The organism is uncultured Jatrophihabitans sp. (genome assembly GCF_964246335.1).
In the GTDB taxonomy this organism is placed as follows: Bacteria; Actinomycetota; Actinomycetes; order Mycobacteriales; family Jatrophihabitantaceae; genus Jatrophihabitans.
On the sequence record NZ_CAXTQF010000031.1, the window covers coordinates 1 to 19,010 of the forward strand.

Below are 19,010 nucleotides of genomic sequence, written 5' to 3' on the forward strand. Positions count from 1 at the left end.
CCGGCCGATGGCTGGCGGTCCAGGCCATGCCGCTGGACGGCGCGGACGGGCGGCGGGCGGTGGTGCTGACCGTCGACGCCGCGAGCCCGACGTCGATCGGGCAGCTGGCGCTGGCCGCCCGTGGCCTGACCGTCCGCGAGCAGGACGTCGCACAGCTGGTCCTGCAGGGTGCTTCGACCAAGGCCATCGCCGCGACGCTGCACCTGTCGCCGCACACCGTGCAGGATCACCTGAAGTCGATCTTCGCGAAGCTCGGCGTGCGCAGCAGGCGCGAGATGATCGCGCAGCTCGTCCTGGTGGACGGCGCGAGCGCCGGTTAGGGCCTACGCAACGCCGCATCGAGCTCACCGACCGAGCCGACGTGCAGGTCCGGGCGGCGGAACACGTCCGGCCACGGCGCGCCCGTCCGGTCCACGAAGGCGGTCCGCATGCCGAGTGCCGCGGCGCCGGCGAGGTCCCAGGGATGCGCCGCCACCATGACGAGGTCGGCAAGCGGCACCCCGGTGCGCTCCGCGGCGTAGCGATATGCCCGCGGGTCCGGCTTCCACGCACCGGCGTCCTCGGCGCTGAGCAGCAGCTCGACCGTGTCGATGACGCCGGCGCGCTCGAGCATGCCGTGCGCGACGTCGACACTGCCGTTCGACAGGGTCACCAGGCGGTGGCCGGCGTCGGCCAGGAGACGCAGACCCGGCGCGACGTCCGGATGTGCCGGCACCTGCGCGAACCCGTCCAGCACATACGCCGCGGCATCGGCGACATCACGGTCGAGGTCCTGGGCGTGATGCAGCAGGCCACGCAACACGTCTCCCGCTACGTCGGCGTACGGCCGCGCGGCGTCGAGCAACGTCAGGGCGATGCCGTCACGCAGCGTCGACGCGTACCAGGTGTGCGCAATGTGTCCCGGGGCGCCGACCTGCTCGAGGCGCCGAGCGAACAGGCTCTGATCGGTGAGCGTGTCGTTGACGTCGAAGACGAGCACGTGGGTCAGGGCATCTGCTCGGGTAGTGGCTCGTCGCTCTGCGGGTCGGGCGCTTCCTCGACGACGCCGGGTTGGGCGCCGTCCGGATCGTTCATCTGCTCAGCAGCGGTGACAGCGTCGTTGTCCGGGGTGCGCTCGTCGGGATCGGTTTGCTCCATGTCCTCGTCGTACCCGCAGCCGCCCGCGCGCATGCGACGTCGACGAGTTGCTGCGGCTCGTCAACGGTGTTCTCCAGGTGGCGCCGGAGTACGGCGAGAGCACGATGGTGATGCTGCCGCTCGCAGCGATCCCGGGCTGGACGATGTCGACGCCCGCGGGCTAAGCGGTCTACCGCGATCCGCGGGTGAACAGCTGGCTGCAGGACCAGCTGCAGTGTTCGAACCCGGCGCGGTGAGTCACTTCGTCACGGGCGCGATCGCGCAGTACGGGTCAGCGCCAGCCCAGCTCCGGCGCGACGTCCTGCACCACAGCTTCCAGCACATGTGCGCAGTAGTCCACGCCCAACTGGTTCGGAATGGTCAGCAGCAACGTATCGGCGGCCGCGACGGCCTCGTCCTCGGCCAGGGCGGCGACCAGCTTGTCCGGCTCACCGGCGTAGGTCTTGCCGAAGCGCGCCTTGCCGCCGTCGAGGAAGCCGACCTGGTCCTGCGAGCTGCCCTCGGCACCGAAGTAGGCGCGGTCGAGGTCGTTCACGATCGGGAAGATGCTGCGGCTGACCGACACACGCGGTTCGTGGCTGTGTCCGGCGTCGGCCCAGGCCTTGCGGAAGCGTTCGATCTGCTCGGCCTGCAGCTGGTGAAACGGCACGCCGGTGTCCTCGCTGAGCAGCGTCGAACTCATCAGGTTCATGCCCTGCTCGGCCGTCCACTCGGCGGTCGCGCGGGTGCCGGCGCCCCACCAGATGCGCTCGCGCAGACCCGGCGAGTGCGGCTCCACGCGGAGCAGGCCGGGCGGGTTGGCGAACATCGGGCGCGGATTGGGTTCGGCGAAACCTTCGCCGCGAAGGACGTCGAGGAACACGCGGGTGTGCTCGCGGGCCATGTCGGCGTCGGTACCGCCGTTCCCCGGCTCGTAGCCGAAGTAGCGGTAACCCTCGATGACCTGCTCGGGTGACCCGCGACTGATACCGAGCTGCAGCCGGCCGCCGGAGATCAGATCGGCAGACCCGGCGTCCTCGGCCATGTACAGCGGGTTCTCGTAGCGCATGTCGATGACGCCGGTGCCGATCTCGATGCGCCGAGTACGCGCGCCGACCGCCGCGAGCAGCGGGAACGGCGACGCGAGCTGGTTGGCGAAGTGATGGACGCGGAAGTAGGCGCCGTCGGCGCCCAGCTCCTCGGCCGCCACCGCGAGATCGATCGACTGCGTCAACACGTCGGACCCCGACCGTGCCTGCGAGTACGGCGACGGCGACCAGTGGCCGAAGGACAGGAACCCGATGCGCTTCATGCCCGGCTCAACACTGCGTCGTCCCCGGCTCTTCCCGCGGGCGAGGCACGCGACGTCAGTAGGCGACGCGGCCGGTGCGGTCGTGGAATTCGCCGGTCGGGCCGTCCGGGCGAAGCGTCGCCAGCGCCACCGTGGCGTCCGTCCCCTCCGTGACGGTCTGGTGGCCGCTGTGCCGGTTGAAGTCCGTCGCGGTGTAGCCGGGATCGGACACATTGACCCGCATGTCGGGCAGGTTCTTCGCGTATTGCACGGTCAGCGCGATGACCGCTGCCTTGGACGCCGCGTACGGCACGCCCTGGACCGGGTACTCGTCGTGCGTCGGATCCACGAGATAGCGCGGCCAGCCCACGCCGGACGCCACGTTGACAATCACCGGGCTGGCCGAGCGGCGCAGCAGCGGCAGCGCCGCCTGGGTCATGCGCACGATGCCGACGACGTTCGTGTCCAGGACGTCGGTCATCGCGGCGGCGTCCAGATCCTCGACGCCGAATGCCGCACCGAGGATGCCGGCGTTGTTGACGAGGACGTCCAGTTCGGTCAATTCCTCGACGGCCGCGTCGACCGATGCCTGATCGGTGACGTCGAGCCGGACGACCCGCGCGCCCAGCTGACGTGCGGCATCGCCGGTGTCCGGGTCGCGCATTCCGGCGTAGACGGTGTGCCCCGCGTCGATGAGCCGGCGGGCGGTCTCGAGACCGAGGCTGCGATTGGCTCCGGTGATCAGTGTCGTGGTCATGCCTCCACCGTGCGCCGCCCGGCACCGACGTGGGTAGGCACTGCCGGTACCAGGCACCGCGCGGGTGGACCGGGCATCCTGGACGGGTGGACGAGTTCGCCGAGGTGCTGCGCGCGTGGCGCGACCGGCTCGGCCCGCGGGAGGTCGGTCTGCCCGCCGGGTCTGGACGCCGCGCGCCCGGGCTGCGCCGCGAGGAGCTTGCCGCGCTCGCCGGCGTCAGCGTGGAGTATCTCGTCCGCCTCGAGCAGGGGCGGGCCAAGCATCCGTCCGCCCAATTGCTCGGCGCGCTCGCTCGCGCGCTGCGCCTCACCGACGACGAGCGTGATCACCTCTACCGCGTCGCGGGCGCAGCGGTGCCCTCGACAGGTGTGGTGCCACGGCACATCGCACCCGGCGTCCAGCGCGTCATCGACCGGCTCGGCGACGTGCCGCTGGGCGTGCACTCCGCGGCGTGGGACCTGCTGTGGTGCAACCCGCTGTGGGTGGCGTTGACCGGCGATCCGACGCACCTGGAGGGCATCGAGCGAAACGTCGCCTGGCGGCACTTCATGACGTCGCCGAGCGCCATCGACTTCGACGATCGGCACGCCGAGGAGTTCAGCGACGATCTGGCCGCCGACCTGCGCGAGGCGTCCGGCCGCTACCCGGACGACCCGGCGCTGGCCACCCTGATCACCCGGCTGCGTACCGAGTCACCGGACTTCGCCCGCCGGTGGGGCGCGGCGCACGTGGCCCGGCACCGGGCCAGCACGAAGACCGCGACGAACACGCCCGTCGGGCCGATCACCGTCGACTGCGACGTGCTCACCGCCCCGGGCACCGATCTGCGCATCGTCGTCTACACGACGCTGCCCGGCTCCCCCGACGCGTCGCGCATGGATCTGTTGCGCGTCGCCGGCGTCCAGGCGTTGACCTGAGTTGCCTCGTCGGCGTGGGATCGGCCGTTGGATCGCGCTGGCAACGGTCCTGTTGGCCTGCTGGATCAGTTTTCGGCACATGACGCCGTCCGGGACCGACATCGATTGCGGCAACGCATTCCACGCAATCTCCTACAGCTCGGGCGTTGGTAACGGAGTTGCTCCTACGGTCGGCGAGCTGTGTCATCCACTCGGCGTGCACCGCTTCGTGGAGATCGCGATCCTGACGGCGCTCGGCCTGACTGTCAGTGCCGCGACGGGTCTGCTGCACTGCAGAGCGCGAAACGAAGCCGAGACCGAGCTGCGCCGGCGATAGCCCGGTGCCGGGCGCGCGAGTCAGCGACGCGTGAGGCGAATCGTCAGGGTGCCGTCGTCGCCGATGGTGACGGTGCCTTGGTGGGTGAGGTACCGGCCGGTCGCCCCGGTGATCGCGAGCGGCGCGCTCGGGGTGTCCTCGCTCTGCACGCCCTGCACGGCGAGCACGCCCTGTGGCAGCTGGATCGTGCCCGACTCGAGGATGGTCGACGGGTAGTCCGTGGAGGTCGTCTGCAGCTCGAGTTCGACGCCGCCGACGACCGCGCCGCGCGGGTGGCCGGCGTCGCGCAGTCGGGCGTGCAGGGTGCCACCGAGCGGCATCCCCGCGCCCGGGTCGTCGTACTGACGACCTTCAGCGCGGAGCACAGCGTCTGGGAGGCGCTGCGCGCCGGAGCCTGTGGCTACCTGCTCAAGGACACCCCGCGCGAGCGGCTCGTCCACGCCGTCCATGCTGCGGCTCGCGGGGAGGCACCGATTTCGCCGGAACTGTCGGCGTTCATCACCGCCCGCTTCACGGCCGCGCCGGAGCCGGTCGCCAACGGCAGACCTGCGGCGCTCGCCGAACTCAGTGAGCGAGAACTCGACGTGCTGCGGCTGCTGGCCACCGGCAGGTCGAACGCCGAGATCGCGGCCCAGTTGCACATCGGGCAGGCCACGGTGAAGACGCATCTTGCCAACCTGCTCGCGAAGCTCCCTGCACGTGACCGCGTCCAGGCTGTGATCGCCGCCTACGAAACCGGCCTCATCCGCCCCGGGGAACACTGAACCGTCGACGGCGATCTCCGGCATTGCTCACTCCGTCGACCGCATCTCCTGCACCGCCTTGGATTGGCGGTAGAAACATGCCATGTCCGAACCACGTCCCGGCCGACGGTCCGCGCTCACCCGCGCCGACCTGCCCGATGAGTTCACCGTCGACACGGTGCGTGACCTGCCGCTCGCGACCCTGCGGCGGCTGGCCGATCGCCGCAACGGAGTCCTGAACGAGGAAGAACAGCAGGCTTTCGACAGAGCCGTTCACGAAGTCATGGGCGCCGCTGCGCAACGGGTATCGCGGCAGTTCACCAACGCCGACTGGTCGGCGAGGCAACGCAAGCGGTCCGCCCGAGGTGCGCGGAGCGGTCGCGCGTCGAGTGGCGCGGACAAGCAGCTCGATCGCATCGCCCGTCGGATCGGGCAGCAGATCGACGTGGCCGAGGCGCTCGCGCCGGGGGTCGACTGGTCGTTCGCGCAGCCGACCCAGCCGCCGGACGACACAGCGGCGCCGCAGGCTGACAGCGCGGCGCCGACGGACGTCCCGGCCGACTCCGGGGACACGGCGCAGAGCACCGACGACTCGACGGGAACTGTTTCCGATCTCGAACAGCGCATCAGCGATCAGGTCGAGCTGGTCGAGGTGATGTCGGAGATCGCGGACGTCAGCCGCCGGACCTTCGGCCTGGAACAGGACCGCGACCTGCAGAACACGCGCACCGTCTTCTTCGGCTTCGTCGTGTCGGTCGCTGTTCTCGTGGCCGGCTGGGCACCCCTCGTCGCCGCCCGCGACTGGACGGAGCGGTCGTGGATCATCGGGCTGACCGTCGGCACCTGCGCGATCGGGGCCGGCGTCTACGGGCTGGTCAGAATCCGGCAGAACCGGGAGGAGGCGACCGACCAGAAGGCGGACGACAGTAGCTAGCTTGCGGCGCCCTCCGCGTCCGCATCGATCAGGCGCTGCAGGACAGCGGTGAGTTGCCGCCGGTCGTCCGCGCGCAGGGCACTGACCGCTCCGGGCGGCCGGCGCCTGATCTCCTCCGCAGTCGTGACGGCGGCGCGGCCGGCGTCGGTGAGCGCTACCAGCTTGCGACGCCGGTCATCGGGATGCGGGCGGCGTTCGACCAGGCCGTGGGCCTCGAGCTTGTCGACGACCAGCGTCGCGTACGGCGGGTCGAAGTTGTTCGCCTCGGCGAGCTCGGACAGCGTGCGCGGCCCGTCGTGCAACTGGAAGAGCACCTGTCCGCGCCCGGCACCGAGACGGAAGCCCAGCGCGTCGGCGATGTCGCCGTGCCGACTGTGTGCGTCGACGAACTGCTGCATGAGCAGCCACACGTGCTCGGCAGGCGTGCTCTTCACCAGGGCACTGTCTCACCGCGGTAGTCCACGTAGCGCAGCCCCGGGTGGCCGCGAAGCGCATCGATCGTCTTGACCACGTTCGGGATGCTGTCCTCGATGCGCAGCCGGGCACCCGGGCCGCCCAGCCCGGTCTGCACCCAGCCGGGAGCCATCAGGATCAGGCTGCGCCGCTCCCCCTCGTGGCGCGCCGCATAGCTGCGCATGAAGGTGTTGAGCGCTGCCTTGCTGCCGCGGTAGACCTCGTGGCCGCCGCGCTCGTTGTTGGCCACGCTGCCCTGGCCGGAGGACATGGCGCCGATCGTCCCGGTCGCCGTGACGTTGTCCGCCAGTGCCTCGATGACGCGCAACGGCCCCAGGGCGTTGGTGACCATGACGCGCACGAACTCGTCGGTGGAGGTCTCGGCCACCGTGCCCTCGGGCTCGTTGGTGACCCCGGCGTTGACGAAGAGCAGGTCGAAACTGCGCCCGACGAGGCGATCGCGCAAGGCGGCGATCTGCTCGGGCTCGGTGACGTCGACGGTCTCGATCTCCAGCTGACCCGGATACCGGTCGGCGAGGTCCTGCAGCTCGGGGCTGTTCGCACTGCGTGCGGTGGCAATGACCTGCCAGCCACCCTGCGCCCATTCCTCGGCGAGCGCGAGGCCCAGGCCCCGGGACGCCCCGATCAGCAATACCCGCCCTGCGTCCGGCGCATGCGACGCTTCCTCGTTAGTTGTAGTCATAGCAACTGTTATAGCCGATACAAGTATCGGGAGGCAAGTCGGCCGAGTTGGGGCGAGATCTGGCTAGTCCCCGGTTTTCTCGTAGTCGTCGATGCGGGCGCGCATCAACGACGTGAGCAGCTCGGTGGGCAGCTCGCGTTCGTAGGGCAGCTTCACGAAACCTGCGCCCGCTTCGTAGCCCTCGGCCTCGACCGCGGCCTTGTGTGCGCCGAAGAACGCAGGCGTGAATCGCAGTGAGCAGTGGTGCTTGAAGTTCTGCAGCGTCCACAGGTTGGCCTTTTCGCCGCGGACGTAGACCGGCAGGTTGTACTTCAGCTCCTCGCGGGCATCCGCGTCGACCTTGCGGCTCAGCGCCCGCAACGCTTCGAGATGCTGCCGCTGTTCGTCGGTCAGCTGCGCGAAGAAGTCCTCGACACTGGACCGCTTCGGCATCGGCATGGCAACAAGCTACCCGCGTGCACTGCGCCGCTGGGGCGCCGAACCGCCGGCGCCGAACGCCGCCGCCGCTGTGACGGGTGCCCGCCTGAGCGTCAGCCCTCACCCGGGAAGGCGACGCCGAGCTGTGCGCGGATGTCGTCGAGGATCTGCATGATCCGCAGCGTCTCGTCCAGCGGCAGCAGGTCGGATTCGGACTTGCCCGCAGTCAGCAACCGCGCGAATTCGGCGGCCTCGTAGGCCAGTCCGTGCTCACGGCTCGGCGAGTCGTACCGGTCGAGCTCGCGGTCGTCGGTGTCGATCAGCCGCACGGTGTTCGGCTGGTAGAACCAACCGTCGATCTCGAGGCGGCCCGCGGTACCGGATACCGACGCCGCACACGGCGTCTTGGCCAGCATCGTCGAGCCGAGTGTGCCGATCGCGTCCCGCGGCCCGACGACGGCAACGGTCTCGCCCGCGTCGACACCGGTCTCGGTGAGCGTGCCCGTCGCCTGCACCGCCGCGAATCCGCCGAGCACGAAGTACGCGAACGAGATCGGGTAGATCGCGAGGTCGAGCAGGGCACCGCCGGCCAGTTCCGGAGCGGCGAGTCGCCGCGGGCCGTCCGGGTACAGCAGCTGCCCGTGGTCGGCCTCGACCGCGCGGATGTCACCGAGCACGCCGTCCTCGAGGCAACGGCGCACGACGTCGATGTGCGGCAGGAACCGTGTCCACATGGCCTCGACCGCGAGCAGGCCGCGCTCGCGCGCCGAGTCGATGACGTCGGCCGCCTCCGCGGCGTTGCGGGTGAAGGCCTTCTCGACCAGGACGGGCTTGCCGGCGGCGAGTGCGAGCAACGCATGCTCGCGATGCTCGGAGTGCGGGCTCGCCACGTAGACCGCGTCGATGCCGTCGTCGGCGACGAGCTCGGCGTAGCTGCCGTGAGACCGCTCGACACCGAAGTCCGCGGCGAACGCCTGCGCGCGGTCGAGCGAGCGCGAGCCGATGGCCGTCACCCGCGACGCCGTGGTCGCGTGCAGCGCGGCCGTCCAGTCACGGGCGATGCCGCCCGGTCCGAGCACACCCCATCGGATGGCCGGTGCGTCCATCGGGTCGGGTATGCGTGTGGCAGGCAATGTCGGCATAGCACCATCATGCCGACGTGTCCGGATTGGGCGTTGTCCATGGGGCGCGGCGGCGCAAGGATGTGCCTGTGCTCGAGCGATCCGGGGAGCTCGCGGCGCTCGGTGCCGCCGCGCGCGCAGCCGCGCGCGGCACCGGTTCGATCGCGCTGGTCTTCGGCGAGGCGGGCATCGGCAAGTCGACCGTGGTGCGCGCGCTGCGCACCGCCTTCCCGGCCGAGGCCCGGTTGCTGGTCGGTTACTGCGACGCGCTCAGCACGCCGCGCACGCTCGGCCCCTTCAAGGACACGGCGCATGCGCTCGGCGGTGACGTCCTCGACGCGGTGTCCGCAGGCCAGCGCGACGCGGTGATGACGGCGCTGCACGGCGCGCTGGCCTCCGGCGCACCGACGGTGCTCGTCGTCGAGGATGTCCACTGGGCCGACGAGGCCACCTTGGACACGTTGCGCTTCCTGGCTCGGCGCATCGACACCCTGCCCGTCCTGCTCGTGCTCACCTACCGCGACGAGCTCGATCGGGACCACCCGCTCACCGCCATGCTTGGTGATCTGGGGCACCGCTCGGACGTCGTGCGGCTGCCGCTGCGTCGCCTGTCGCCGGCGGCCGTCGCCGAACTCGTCGCCGGGCAACAGCTCGACGCCCGCAGTGTCTTCGACCTGAGTGACGGCAACCCGTACCTCGTCACCGAGCTGATCGCGTCGACCACCGACACCGGCACCACTCCGGCGACGGTGGTCGACGGCGTGCTCGGCCGGCTACGTCTCCTTCCGGCGCCGGTGCAGGACGTCGTCGAGCAACTGGCCGTGCTGCCCGGAGCGGCCGACCGCACGTTGACCGACGCGCTCGTCCCGGACGCCTGGCAGCAACTCGATCAGGCGGAGGCGCGCGGGCTGCTGACGACAACGGGTGGCACTGTCACATTCCGGCACGAGCTGACGCGACGCGCGGTGGTCGATTCCCTGTCCGGCAGTCGGCGCGTCGAACTCAACCGCGTCGCGCTACGCGTGCTCGAGGGCCAGTCCTGGGCCGACGTCAGCCAGCTCGTCCACCACGCGGTGGAAGCCGGCGACGACGACGCTGTCGTGCGCCACGGCCCGGGCGCGGCCCGCGAGGCGGCGGCGTCAGGCGCGCACCGGGAGGCAGCCAGCCATTACGGCACCGTGCTCGAGCACGAGGGCCGATTCGCATTGCTGCAGCAGGCCAGGTTGTGGGAGGCCTACGCCGTCGAGCTGTACACGATCGGCGACGACACCGCCGGCGTCCCGGCCGGCGAGCGGGCCGTCTCCCTGTGGCGTGGCCTGCACGACGCGTCGGCTCTCGCGCGCAGCCTGCGCTGGCTCTCGCGCTTCTGCTGGACGGGCGGCTTCCCGGATGCGGCACGCGATGCGGCAGCCGAAGCAACCGTGGTCGCCCGCAGCGGAGACGACGACGGCGTGCTGGCGCTCGCGTTGAGCAACGAGGCGCAGCTCGCGATGCTCGGCGACGACGCCGCACGGTCCCTGCCGCTTGCGCGCCAGGCCATCGAGATAGCCCGCCGGATCGGTGACGACGCGGTGCTCTCACATGCGCTGACCAACCTGGGCAGCGCATTGTTCAACCTGCACGGCGACAACCCGGCCGCACGCGAGGCCCTGCAGGAGGCCATCGACGTCGCCCTGGCCATTGACGACCACGAGGACGCGTGCCGCGGCTACGTCAACCTGAGTTCGTCGTTGATCGACTTCGGTCGGCTCGACGACGCGGAACCGTTCGCGCTGGCCGGCGTCGAACACGCCGAGAAGGCCGAGTTCGTGGTGTTCCACCAGTACCTGCTCGCGTTGCGCTCACGCATCGCGCTCGCCCGCGGTCGATGGGACGAGGTCACGACGCTGCTCGAGCGGGTGACACCGCAGGTGCTGCCGGCCTGGTGCATCAGCCTGACCATGCGCGCCGCCATGGCCGTACGCCGTGGTGACCCCGAGGCCACGCAATTGATCCGCGACGGTTGGGAACTGGCGGTGCGTCTGGACGAAATGCAGCGCACGGCGCAGTTGGCGTGCCTGGCGCTCGAGGCGGCCACGCTCACGGGCACCGACCCCGTCGTCGATGCCGCTGCGCTGCTGCCGGCCGCGCGGGCGGCCGACAACGGTAAGTACGCCGACGAGCTGACCTACCGGCTCGCCGCACATGGGGCGAACCCGCCACCGCTGGAGTCGGCGGCACATCTGCCGTACGCGTCGATGCTCCAGGGCCGCTGGCAGGACGCAGCGGCCCAGTGGGCCGGGCTGGGCTGGCCCTACCAACAGGCCGAGGCTCTGGCGTGCAGTACGGACATCGACGACCTGCTCACCGCGCTGGACATCGCCGACCGGCTCGGCGCAACACCACTGACGCAGCGGGTACGCCGCCGGCTGCGCGACCTCGGGGAGGTACGGGTGCCGCGCGGACCGTCGCGCGATTCGCGCAGCGACCCGGCCGGGCTCACGGGACGGCAGCAAACCGTGCTGGCACTGCTCGCCGACGGGCTGACGAACGGCGAGATCGCCGAGCGTCTGGTGCTTTCCGTCCGCACCGTCGACAGCCACGTGGCGGCGATCTTCGTCAAGCTCGGCGTCTCGACCCGTCGCGAAGCTGCTGCCGTGCAGCACGACCGGGTATCGACGCCTGACCTCGGTAACCAACCGAACCGATCTCGGTAGCCGTCGCCGAAGCGGGCTGCGCCGCGCAGCCGGCAACCTTCGCTGCGTGGAGCACGGGGCTCCGATCGGAGGAACGGTGATGGACGAGAACGTCCTGATGGAATTCGTGGGTCGCTTCGTCGGCGACCTCGGGGCGACGGTGGCGGCGGGGGCCGTCGTGATCGGTGATGCGCTGGGGCTGTACCGCGCGCTCGCGACGGGCCCGCAGCGGCCGGAGGAGTTGGCGGCGGCCACCGACACCGCGCCGCGGTACGTCGAGGAGTGGCTGCGTGGTCAGGCGGCGGGCGGATACGTGCGCTACAACGCCGCGAGCGGGACGTACTCGTTGTCGGACGAGCAGGCGTTCGCGCTCACCGACCCGACCGGCCCGCTGTTCCTGCCGGGCGCGTTCCAGCTCGCGCTCGGCACGCTGGCCGCGGTACCGCGAATGGTCGACGCCTTCCGCTCCGGCGAGGGGCTTGCGTGGGGCGATCAGGACGAGAACGTGTTCATCGGCTGCGAACGCTTCTTCCGGCCGGGTTACGTCGGCAACCTGGTGTCGTCGTGGCTGCCTGCGCTCGACGGCGTGGACGCCAAGCTGCGCGCCGGCGCAGTGGTGGCCGACATCGGCTGTGGTCTCGGGGCGAGCACGATCCTGATGGCGCAGGCGTACCCCGAGTCGACCTTCATCGGATCGGACGGCCACGACGCGTCGATCCTGCTGGCGCGCAAGCGTGCCGCAGAGGCGGGGCTGACCCACCGGGTCTCGTTCGAGACCGCGACGGCCGATGCCATCCCGGGCGGGCCGTACGACCTCGTCACCACGATGGACTGCCTGCACGACATGGGCGATCCCGTGCGCGCCGCGCAGCACGTCCGTGAGCGGCTGGCCGACGACGGCACCTGGATGATCGTGGAGCCGATCGCCGGCGACACCGTGGAGGCGAATCTGAACCCGGTGGGCCGCGTCTACTACTCGTTCTCCACGTTCCTGTGCGTGCCGAACGCCGTGGCCCAGGGCGGTACCCGCACGCTCGGTGCGCAGGCCGGGCCGGCGGCGATCCGAGCAGTGATCGAAGAGGCCGGTTTCGGCCGCTTCCGCCAGGTGGCCGAGACGCCGTTCAACGCCGTCTACGAAGTGCGGCCCTGAGCAGCGATGAATGACCGCGTCCCCACCCTGGAAAGCCTGCGAACCGCTCACCGGCACGCCGACGACTGGATCACGTCGCTGGACACGCGCGACGTGCCCGCGCGGGCGACTGCGGAGCAGATGATGTCGGCACTCGGCACCCGGCTGCCGGACGAGCCCACCGACCCCGCCGAGGTCGTCGACCTGCTCGCGACCCGCGGCGGGCCGGGGCTGGTGGCCAGCCCGTCGGGCCGGTTCTTCGGAATGGTGGTGGGCGGTACGCACCCTGCCGCGCTCGGCGCCGACTGGCTGGTCAGCGCGTGGGACCAGAACGCCGGCCTGGGTGTGCTGGCCCCGACGGCGACGGCAGCGGAGCAGCTCGCCGGGAGTTGGCTGCTCGAGTTGTTGGGCTTACCGTCCGACGCCGCGGTGGGCTTCCCGACCGGCGCAACCATGTCGAACTGGTCGTGCCTCGCGGCCGCTCGCGACGCGGTGCTGCGGACAGCCGGGTGGGATGTCGCGCAGCGGGGGTTGACCGGCGGCCCGCGGGTTCGGGTGCTCGCCGGGACCGAGGTGCACGAGAGCGTGCTGTTCGCGCTGTCGTATCTCGGTCTCGGCGAGCCGCGCCGGGTCGCCGCCGACGCGCAGGGCCGCATCGATCCCGTCGCACTCGCCGCCGCGCTCGACCCGGGAGTGCCGACGATCGTCGTCCTGCAGGCCGGCAACGTGCATTCCGGCGCGTTCGATCCGTTCCCCGAGGCGATCGCAGCGGCGCGCAGGGTCGGCGCGTGGGTGCACGTCGACGGCGCGTTCGGGCTGTTCGCGGCGTGCTCGCCGGCTCTGCGGCAGCTGACCGCCGGAATGGAGCTCGCCGACTCGTGGACGTCGGACGCGCACAAGACGCTGAATGTGCCCTACGACTGCGGCATCACGATCGTGCGCGACGCCGCGGCGTTGAACAACGCACTCGGCAAGCATGGTGCCTACCTCATTCGCGGCGCAGGGGATCCGACGGACCGCACCCCGGAGTTCTCCCGACGCGCGCGAGGCGTGCCGGTATGGGCAGTGCTCCGCTCGCTCGGGCGGCAGGGATGCGCCGAACTGCTCGACCGCCTGCACGCGAACGCGGCGGCGTTCGCCGCTGCCGCGGGCGAGCTGCCCGGCGTACGCGTGCTCAACGACGTCGTGTACACGCAGGTCTGCCTGAGCCTGGGATCCGACGACCGTACGGCCGAGGTCGGTCGGCGGTTGATGGCCGACGGGACGACGTGGATCTCCGGTTCGAGGTGGCGCGGGCAAGCCGTGCTCCGCGTGTCCGTGAGCAACTGGTCCACCGGCCCGGACGACGTGCGGCGCAGCCTCGAAGCGCTGCGTGCAGTGATCGCCGACGTGGACGTCGAGACGCAGCGCCGTCCCGCCGGCCGATCATGACGGCCGGCGCGCCGGGCGCTAGCGTTGCAGGTGATGAGCGAGCAGCACGACGTCGCAGCGGCGCCGGGGCCGCCGCTCGACGCGCCCGCGCTGCCGGGACGCGTCGTGTTCGACCAGGAATGGCGCGACCTCGTGTTCGTGCACTGGCCGGTCCGACCTCGGGACGTCGAACAGTTCATGCCGCCGGGAGTCCGCGTCGACGTCTGGCGCGACGGGATGACCTACGTCGGGCTGGTGCCGTTCCGGATGCGCCGTGCCGGCTTCGGCCCGAACATGCCGCTGCCGTATTTCGGGTCGTTCCTCGAGTGGAACGTGCGTCTGTACTCGGTCGACGATGCCGGGCGGCACGGCGTCGTGTTCCGGTCCCTCGACGCCACCCGCTTGCCGGTCGTCGCACTGGCCAACGCCGGCGGCGTGCCCTACCGCTGGGCGCGCATCAGCGCGTCGCGATCCAACGGCGGCGAGGTCAGCTGGCAGATGCGGCGCCTCGCGCGTAGGTCGATCACGTCGTCGCTGCGCCTACGCGTCGGCGAGCCGACCGAACCGACGCCGCTGGAGTCGTTTCTCGTCTCGCGGTGGGGCATGCACTCGACGTTCGCCGGCCGGACCATCTGGGTGCCGAACCGGCACGGACGCTGGCCGCTGTACGCCGCCGACATCGTGCAGCTCGCCGACGGTCTCGTGGACGCGGCGGGCGTACCGATGGCGGGCGCGCCACTGCGCGCGCTGTGGTCCCCCGGCGTCCGTGCCCGATTCTCCTGGCCGCAGGTGGTGCCGGTCTCGACCTGACCGGCCGATGCGAGCGGATCAGACCGTGGCTCGTCCGCGCGCGGCCGACTCGACGGTCTGGTCGGCGGTGTTGCGGTCGGCGATGCGGGCGAGCAGGTCGAACAACACGGCTCGCTGGTCGGTGTCGACGCCGTCGAGCGCGCGCTTCTCGGCGGCGTCACGGGCCGTCGCGAACTTGGCGTGTGCCCGGCGGCCGGCGGCGGTGATGCGCGGGATACGGACCCGGCGGGCGGTCGGGTCGCCCGCCCGCACCACCAGTTCCTGCTTCTCCAGCCGGTCCAGGACGGTGATCAGCGTCGTCTTGTCGATGCAGATCATCCGACTCAGCTCGAGCTGGGTGCGCGCTACCTCGTCGTCGAGGGCGGCCAACACCATCCAGTCACGCACATCGTTGAGTCCGAGCTCGACGGCGGCGCGGTCCAGCTCGACGACCATCCGGTCCGCCGCGGCGTGCAGCAGCAGGGTGAGATCGGCCGGCCACAGCGGCGCGAAGCAGTCGGATTGCGCCACCGCTGCCACTGCAGGCTGACGCGCTCCCATGCGTCCGCATCCTACGGCCCCATGGCCGATCGGACAACCCCGGATGAATGCGAAACAGATCGTCTTGACTCGGACCATCTAGGTTCGTAACGTGGTCCGCGGTCCGCACGGGCCGATCCACCTGGGGAAGAGGTACCTCGCAATGTCCATGTCGCTCACCGAGCCGACGACCGACGCCGACCCCCGGCGCTGGCTGGCACTGGGTCTGATCGCGATCGCGCAACTGATGGTGGTGCTCGACGCCAGCATCGTGAACATCGCGCTGCCCTCTGCGCAGCGCTCGCTCGGCATCTCCGACGCCAACCGGCAGTGGGTCATCACGGCCTATGCGCTGGCCTTCGGCGGCCTGCTGCTGCTCGGCGGCCGGATCGCCGACTTCATCGGGCGCAAACGTGCGTTCGTCATCGGCCTCGTCGGCTTCGGCGTGGCGTCCGCGATCGGCGGCATCGCACAGAACCAGGGCGAGCTCTTCGCCGCGCGCGGGCTGCAAGGAGCGTTCGCCGCGCTGATGGCCCCGGCCGCCCTGTCGCTGATCACCATCACGTTCACCGAGCCGCGGGAGCGGGCCAAGGCGTTCGCCGTCTACGGCGGCATCTCCGGCGGCGGCGCGGCGCTCGGCCTGATCCTGGGCGGCGTCCTGACCGAATACGCGTCGTGGCGCTGGACGCTGCTGGTCAACACCCCGATCGCCATCGCCACCGCCGTCGGCGGATTCCTCGTGGTGCGCGAGAGCCGCGCGGAGGGCAAGCCGCACTACGACATCCCGGGCGTCATCACCAGCACGCTCGGCCTCGTCGCGCTCGTCTACGGGTTCACCAAGGCGAACGAGAGCGGCTGGTCCGCCGGTTCCACAGTCACGCTGCTGATCGCCGCAGTGGTGCTGCTCGCCGCCTTCATGGTGATCGAGAGCCGCACCGCCGAGCCGCTGCTGCCGCCGCGCGTGTTCAGCGAACGCAACCGCGCCGGCGCGTTCCTGGTGTCACTGCTCATCGGTCTCGCGTTGTTCGGCATGTTCTTGTTCCTCGTCTATTACCTGCAGGGCACGCTGCGGTACTCGGCCGTGAAGTCCGGGCTGGCGTTCCTGCCCTTCAGCGCCGGCATCGTGGTGGCCGCCGCCGCGGCCAGCAACCTGCTGCCGCGCATCGGACCGCGCCCGCTGATGGCCGGCGGCACCGCTGCCGCGGCGGTGGGCATGGCTCTGTTCACCCAGATCGGCTTACATGCGAGCTACGCGAGCCACGTGCTCCCCGCCGAGATCGTGATGAGCCTCGGCATGGGCTTCGCCTTCGTCGCCCTCTCGAGCACCGCACTGATCGGTGTCGATGCGCGTGACGCCGGCGTGGCCAGCGCGCTGGTCAACACCACCCAGCAGGTCGGCGGCTCGCTCGGGACCGCGCTGCTGAACACGATCGCGGCGACCGCGACCGCGCACTACCTCACCGATCACGGCCCGCGCGCTGCCGCCACCGGCGTCGTCCACGGTTACACGGTCGCGTTCACCTGGGGCCTCGGCGCACTGATCCTGGCAACCGTCCTGTCGATCGTGCTGGTCAGCAAGCAGCGCCAGGCAGCAGCGCCAGGCAGCAGCGACACGAGCTCCACCACCGAGCCCACCGCCTTCGAGCAGGCCGAGGTGCTCGACGGGATCCGCTAGTCCCGACCGGCCCGGCGCCGTCGACGATCAGTAGACGTCGACGGCGTCGAGCTCGGTGTAGAACGTCTTCTTCGTGAACGTGATCGTGTTGGTGCCGCGGTGCAGCCGCACGCGGTACGGCGTGACCTGCCAGTTGTCCCACGTCGTGTTGCGGAACGTGATCGTGCCGGCGCTGCGACCGTTCACCGTGACGACGTCGGTCGCCGCGACGGCATAGCCGCTGTTGTCCAGCGATCCGTTGCCGTAGCGGATGCCGAGCGCCGCCAGACGGGCTCTCGGCGCCGTGACAGTGAGCGTGACCGCGCTGTCCGGGTGGTCGAGCCCGCCGACCTTGGCGCCGTTCGACGCGAGCGGGTCGTCGACCACGCGTGCGTCGGTGATGACGCCGTTCTCCGCCTCGTAGCGGGTGGCGGGACCGGTCGGCAACGGCGCCGGCGGCGGCGCGGGTCGGGTGTCGTAGACGTCGATCGCGTCGATCTCCGCGTACCAGGTCTGCTTGGCGAGCCTGACGGTGTTCCACCCGTGGTGCATGCGCACGCGGTACTCCGCAGTCTGCCAATTGCCCCACGCCGTGTTGGGCAGCGTGAGCACGCCGGCCGGCCGGCCGTTGATCGACACCGTGTCGGTGGCCGGCACGCCGATGTCCGCGTCGCGCGATCCGTTGTCGTAGCGGATACCGAGTGTCGAGCGGCCGGTGTGGTCCGCCCACACCCGGCGGCTGACCGAGCTGTCCGCGTTGTCGAGGTTGCCGACCTTTGCCTCGTTGGAGGCGGTGTCGTCGGCGACGACCTTGGCATCGCGCACGACGCCGTCCTCGGCCTGGTAGCGGCGGTCGGCCGCTGCGACATGCGGCCCGGCCGGCAGCCCGGGCGCCGACCACTGCAGCCTGCTGACGTACATCGCGCGGTAGGTGTACGTCGGATCCCAACCGTGGAAGGCGATCTCGGTCTGCCCGGACGGCGTGGTGAAGATTGCCTCACCGCCCGGACCGATGACCGTGTCGTGAAACTGGTCGGTGGTCATGAGCTCGGTCGACGACTTCGTATAGGGACCGGTGAGGTTGCGCGCGGTGGCGTAGCCGGTGCGGTAGTTGCCGCCGCCGAAGTCGTTCGCCGAGTAGAAGAGGTAGTACCTGCCGTTGTGCTCGACGAGGTTCGGTGCCTCGACGACGGCGCCCTCGAAGTGTTGATCGTTGTGGATCAGCTCGGTCGCCGAGCCGGTGAGCGTCCGGCCGTTGCGGGTCAGCGGCTGGATGAAGATCCGCGCGGGTTGCGCGCAGCAGTTGCCGTCGGTCTTCCACAGCAGATAGAGCTGCCCGTTCTCGCGGTAGGTGGTGGCGTCGATGGCGCCGCCCAGATCGGTGGTGCCACGCTGCCCGTCCGGGCATACCAGCGGCGCGCTGCCGATCGGCGCGAACGGGCCGTTCGCCGAGCTCGCGAACGCCGCACCGATGCACTGGCGCGGGGCGAGCGCGTCGCGGGCCGTGTAATAGAGGACGTAGCCGCCCGCCACGCGCGTCACCTGCGGCGCCCACACACAGTGGTCGGTCGCGCCGCCGGGGGTGAACGTGCACGGCCCGACCCACGCGCCGAGCTGCGGCAGCACGTCGCCGCGCTTACGCCAGTGCACGAGGTCGGTGGACGTGCGGTGCTGGATGTTCTGGCCACCGGAGTTCGTCGCGTAAGCGTGGTACTCCCGGCCGACGCGCAGCACGTCCGGGTCGGCGAAGTTGGCATCGATGACCGGCTTGATCGCATGCGTGGACTTGCGGTCAGGGCGTGGTGCCGGACGCGCTGACGCCGGCGCTGTCGTCGCAGCGAGCCCGCCGATCAGCAAGCCGACGAGGACCATTCGCGTGAACCGCCTTCGCTGCGTCATGGCGTCATTGCACGGTTCGTCCGTTGTCGATGTCAACGAATGATCACATATTGATCGAAAGCCGAAAATCTACAGCCAACCGGACACCCGAGGTCGGCCCGTACTGCTCCGCAACCTCTTGTGTGGCCGGACTCGTATCGCGACCG

At 70.6% G+C, this 19,010-nt stretch carries 21 protein-coding genes and 1 pseudogene; 11 read left to right on the forward strand and 11 right to left on the reverse strand.

From position 1 onward, the window contains the following. Positions 1–320 (forward strand): helix-turn-helix transcriptional regulator (locus ACFFCN_RS10500; RefSeq protein ID WP_375491375.1); only part of this gene is annotated, 320 nt, incomplete at its 5' end. Here the strand turns inward: ACFFCN_RS10500 and ACFFCN_RS10505 are convergent. Together ACFFCN_RS10505 and ACFFCN_RS10510 are read right to left on the reverse strand one after the other, a co-directional pair. After that, positions 317–979, reverse strand: a complete 663-nt coding sequence (locus tag ACFFCN_RS10505) for a haloacid dehalogenase type II (RefSeq protein ID WP_375491377.1) — start codon at positions 977–979, stop codon at positions 317–319. The genes ACFFCN_RS10500 and ACFFCN_RS10505 overlap by 4 nt on opposite strands. Positions 980–984: 5 nt before the next feature. Then, positions 985–1,137: a hypothetical protein gene (locus ACFFCN_RS10510; RefSeq protein ID WP_375491378.1), complete on the reverse strand. Its 153-nt coding sequence runs from the start codon at positions 1,135–1,137 to the stop codon at positions 985–987. A 20-nt stretch (positions 1,138–1,157) separates the two neighbouring features. Here ACFFCN_RS10510 and ACFFCN_RS10515 point away from each other — a divergent pair. Next, a pseudogene (locus tag ACFFCN_RS10515) lies at positions 1,158–1,301 on the forward strand (phophatidylserine decarboxylase associated domain-containing protein); the annotation flags it as partial. A 107-nt stretch (positions 1,302–1,408) separates the two neighbouring features. On the opposite strand, the gene ACFFCN_RS10520 reads toward ACFFCN_RS10515, so the two are convergent. Further along, a complete protein-coding gene (locus tag ACFFCN_RS10520) occupies positions 1,409–2,428 on the reverse strand; it encodes an LLM class flavin-dependent oxidoreductase (RefSeq protein ID WP_375491380.1) in 1,020 nt (339 codons plus the stop codon). A 55-nt stretch (positions 2,429–2,483) separates the two neighbouring features. Further along, positions 2,484–3,164, reverse strand: coding sequence for an SDR family NAD(P)-dependent oxidoreductase (locus tag ACFFCN_RS10525; RefSeq protein ID WP_375491382.1), 681 nt, complete (start codon positions 3,162–3,164; stop codon positions 2,484–2,486). Positions 3,165–3,250: 86 nt separating this feature from the next. On the opposite strand from ACFFCN_RS10525, the gene ACFFCN_RS10530 reads away from it, so the two are divergent. Next, the gene (locus ACFFCN_RS10530) at positions 3,251–4,081 is read left to right on the forward strand and encodes a helix-turn-helix domain-containing protein (protein WP_375491383.1); all 831 of its coding nucleotides are present in this window, start codon (positions 3,251–3,253) and stop codon (positions 4,079–4,081) included. Between the two features lie 79 nt (positions 4,082–4,160). Next, positions 4,161–4,397, forward strand: a complete 237-nt coding sequence (locus ACFFCN_RS10535) for a hypothetical protein (RefSeq protein ID WP_375491384.1) — start codon at positions 4,161–4,163, stop codon at positions 4,395–4,397. A 20-nt stretch (positions 4,398–4,417) separates the two neighbouring features. Here ACFFCN_RS10535 and ACFFCN_RS10540 read toward each other — a convergent pair whose 3' ends face one another. After that, the gene (locus ACFFCN_RS10540) at positions 4,418–4,717 is read right to left on the reverse strand and encodes a hypothetical protein (RefSeq protein WP_375491386.1); all 300 of its coding nucleotides are present in this window, start codon (positions 4,715–4,717) and stop codon (positions 4,418–4,420) included. Between ACFFCN_RS10540 and ACFFCN_RS10545 the strand changes: the two genes are divergently transcribed. Together ACFFCN_RS10545 and ACFFCN_RS10550 are read left to right on the forward strand one after the other, a co-directional pair. Next, positions 4,670–5,161: a LuxR C-terminal-related transcriptional regulator gene (locus tag ACFFCN_RS10545; RefSeq protein ID WP_375491387.1), complete on the forward strand. Its 492-nt coding sequence runs from the start codon at positions 4,670–4,672 to the stop codon at positions 5,159–5,161. The two genes, ACFFCN_RS10540 and ACFFCN_RS10545, sit on opposite strands and share 48 nt — an antisense overlap. A gap of 82 nt (positions 5,162–5,243) precedes the next feature. Then, the gene (locus ACFFCN_RS10550) at positions 5,244–6,074 is read left to right on the forward strand and encodes a hypothetical protein (protein ID WP_375491389.1); all 831 of its coding nucleotides are present in this window, start codon (positions 5,244–5,246) and stop codon (positions 6,072–6,074) included. Here the strand turns inward: ACFFCN_RS10550 and ACFFCN_RS10555 are convergent. The 4 genes from ACFFCN_RS10555 to ACFFCN_RS10570 form a co-directional block, all read right to left on the reverse strand. Then, a complete protein-coding gene (locus ACFFCN_RS10555; protein ID WP_375491390.1) occupies positions 6,071–6,508 on the reverse strand; it encodes a MarR family winged helix-turn-helix transcriptional regulator in 438 nt (145 codons plus the stop codon). The genes ACFFCN_RS10550 and ACFFCN_RS10555 overlap by 4 nt on opposite strands. After that, the gene (locus ACFFCN_RS10560; RefSeq protein WP_375491391.1) at positions 6,505–7,230 is read right to left on the reverse strand and encodes an SDR family NAD(P)-dependent oxidoreductase; all 726 of its coding nucleotides are present in this window, start codon (positions 7,228–7,230) and stop codon (positions 6,505–6,507) included. The genes ACFFCN_RS10555 and ACFFCN_RS10560 overlap by 4 nt, the downstream gene beginning before the upstream one ends. 63 nt (positions 7,231–7,293) lie before the next feature. Next, positions 7,294–7,668, reverse strand: a complete 375-nt coding sequence (locus ACFFCN_RS10565) for an iron chaperone (protein WP_375491393.1) — start codon at positions 7,666–7,668, stop codon at positions 7,294–7,296. A gap of 92 nt (positions 7,669–7,760) precedes the next feature. Continuing rightward, positions 7,761–8,753 (reverse strand): Gfo/Idh/MocA family protein, encoded by a 993-nt coding sequence (locus ACFFCN_RS10570; RefSeq protein ID WP_375491395.1) that lies wholly within the window; start codon positions 8,751–8,753, stop codon positions 7,761–7,763. 104 nt (positions 8,754–8,857) lie between these two features. On the opposite strand from ACFFCN_RS10570, the gene ACFFCN_RS10575 reads away from it, so the two are divergent. From ACFFCN_RS10575 to ACFFCN_RS10590, 4 genes are all read left to right on the forward strand, one after another. Further along, entirely contained in the window at positions 8,858–11,464 is a 2,607-nt protein-coding gene (locus ACFFCN_RS10575; RefSeq protein ID WP_375491396.1) for an AAA family ATPase, read from the forward strand. Between the two features lie 79 nt (positions 11,465–11,543). After that, entirely contained in the window at positions 11,544–12,593 is a 1,050-nt protein-coding gene (locus ACFFCN_RS10580; protein ID WP_375491397.1) for a class I SAM-dependent methyltransferase, read from the forward strand. 6 nt (positions 12,594–12,599) lie between these two features. After that, positions 12,600–14,003: a pyridoxal phosphate-dependent decarboxylase family protein gene (locus ACFFCN_RS10585; protein WP_375491399.1), complete on the forward strand. Its 1,404-nt coding sequence runs from the start codon at positions 12,600–12,602 to the stop codon at positions 14,001–14,003. A 33-nt stretch (positions 14,004–14,036) separates the two neighbouring features. Next, the gene (locus ACFFCN_RS10590) at positions 14,037–14,792 is read left to right on the forward strand and encodes a YqjF family protein (protein ID WP_375491401.1); all 756 of its coding nucleotides are present in this window, start codon (positions 14,037–14,039) and stop codon (positions 14,790–14,792) included. An 18-nt stretch (positions 14,793–14,810) separates the two neighbouring features. On the opposite strand, the gene ACFFCN_RS10595 is transcribed toward ACFFCN_RS10590, so the two are convergent. Beyond that, the gene (locus ACFFCN_RS10595; protein WP_375491403.1) at positions 14,811–15,302 is read right to left on the reverse strand and encodes a MarR family winged helix-turn-helix transcriptional regulator; all 492 of its coding nucleotides are present in this window, start codon (positions 15,300–15,302) and stop codon (positions 14,811–14,813) included. A 172-nt stretch (positions 15,303–15,474) separates the two neighbouring features. On the opposite strand from ACFFCN_RS10595, the gene ACFFCN_RS10600 reads away from it, so the two are divergent. Further along, on the forward strand, positions 15,475–16,986 hold the full coding sequence (locus ACFFCN_RS10600; RefSeq protein WP_375491405.1) for an MFS transporter: 1,512 nt from the start codon (positions 15,475–15,477) through the stop codon (positions 16,984–16,986). Between the two features lie 27 nt (positions 16,987–17,013). Here the strand turns inward: ACFFCN_RS10600 and ACFFCN_RS10605 are convergent, their stop codons facing one another. Then, positions 17,014–18,864: a family 43 glycosylhydrolase gene (locus ACFFCN_RS10605; RefSeq protein WP_375491407.1), complete on the reverse strand. Its 1,851-nt coding sequence runs from the start codon at positions 18,862–18,864 to the stop codon at positions 17,014–17,016. Positions 18,865–19,010: the final 146 nt, after the last annotated feature.

Bases quoted from the DNA above. Each gene is read 5' to 3' on its own strand.
- ACFFCN_RS10600 (WP_375491405.1), top strand. From the start codon at position 15,475: ATGTCCATGTCGCTCACCGAGCCGACGACCGACGCCGACCCCCGGCGC.
- ACFFCN_RS10550 (WP_375491389.1), top strand. From the start codon at position 5,244: ATGTCCGAACCACGTCCCGGCCGACGGTCCGCGCTCACCCGCGCCGAC.
- ACFFCN_RS10535 (WP_375491384.1), top strand. From the start codon at position 4,161: ATGACGCCGTCCGGGACCGACATCGATTGCGGCAACGCATTCCACGCA.
- ACFFCN_RS10540 (WP_375491386.1), bottom strand. From the start codon at position 4,717: ATGCCGCTCGGTGGCACCCTGCACGCCCGACTGCGCGACGCCGGCCAC.
- ACFFCN_RS10605 (WP_375491407.1), bottom strand. From the start codon at position 18,864: ATGACGCAGCGAAGGCGGTTCACGCGAATGGTCCTCGTCGGCTTGCTG.
- ACFFCN_RS10585 (WP_375491399.1), top strand. From the start codon at position 12,600: ATGAATGACCGCGTCCCCACCCTGGAAAGCCTGCGAACCGCTCACCGG.
- ACFFCN_RS10580 (WP_375491397.1), top strand. From the start codon at position 11,544: ATGGACGAGAACGTCCTGATGGAATTCGTGGGTCGCTTCGTCGGCGAC.
- ACFFCN_RS10570 (WP_375491395.1), bottom strand. From the start codon at position 8,753: ATGGACGCACCGGCCATCCGATGGGGTGTGCTCGGACCGGGCGGCATC.
- ACFFCN_RS10520 (WP_375491380.1), bottom strand. From the start codon at position 2,428: ATGAAGCGCATCGGGTTCCTGTCCTTCGGCCACTGGTCGCCGTCGCCG.
- ACFFCN_RS10510 (WP_375491378.1), bottom strand. From the start codon at position 1,137: ATGGAGCAAACCGATCCCGACGAGCGCACCCCGGACAACGACGCTGTC.
- ACFFCN_RS10590 (WP_375491401.1), top strand. From the start codon at position 14,037: ATGAGCGAGCAGCACGACGTCGCAGCGGCGCCGGGGCCGCCGCTCGAC.
- ACFFCN_RS10565 (WP_375491393.1), bottom strand. From the start codon at position 7,668: ATGCCGATGCCGAAGCGGTCCAGTGTCGAGGACTTCTTCGCGCAGCTG.
- ACFFCN_RS10525 (WP_375491382.1), bottom strand. From the start codon at position 3,164: ATGACCACGACACTGATCACCGGAGCCAATCGCAGCCTCGGTCTCGAG.
- ACFFCN_RS10560 (WP_375491391.1), bottom strand. From the start codon at position 7,230: ATGACTACAACTAACGAGGAAGCGTCGCATGCGCCGGACGCAGGGCGG.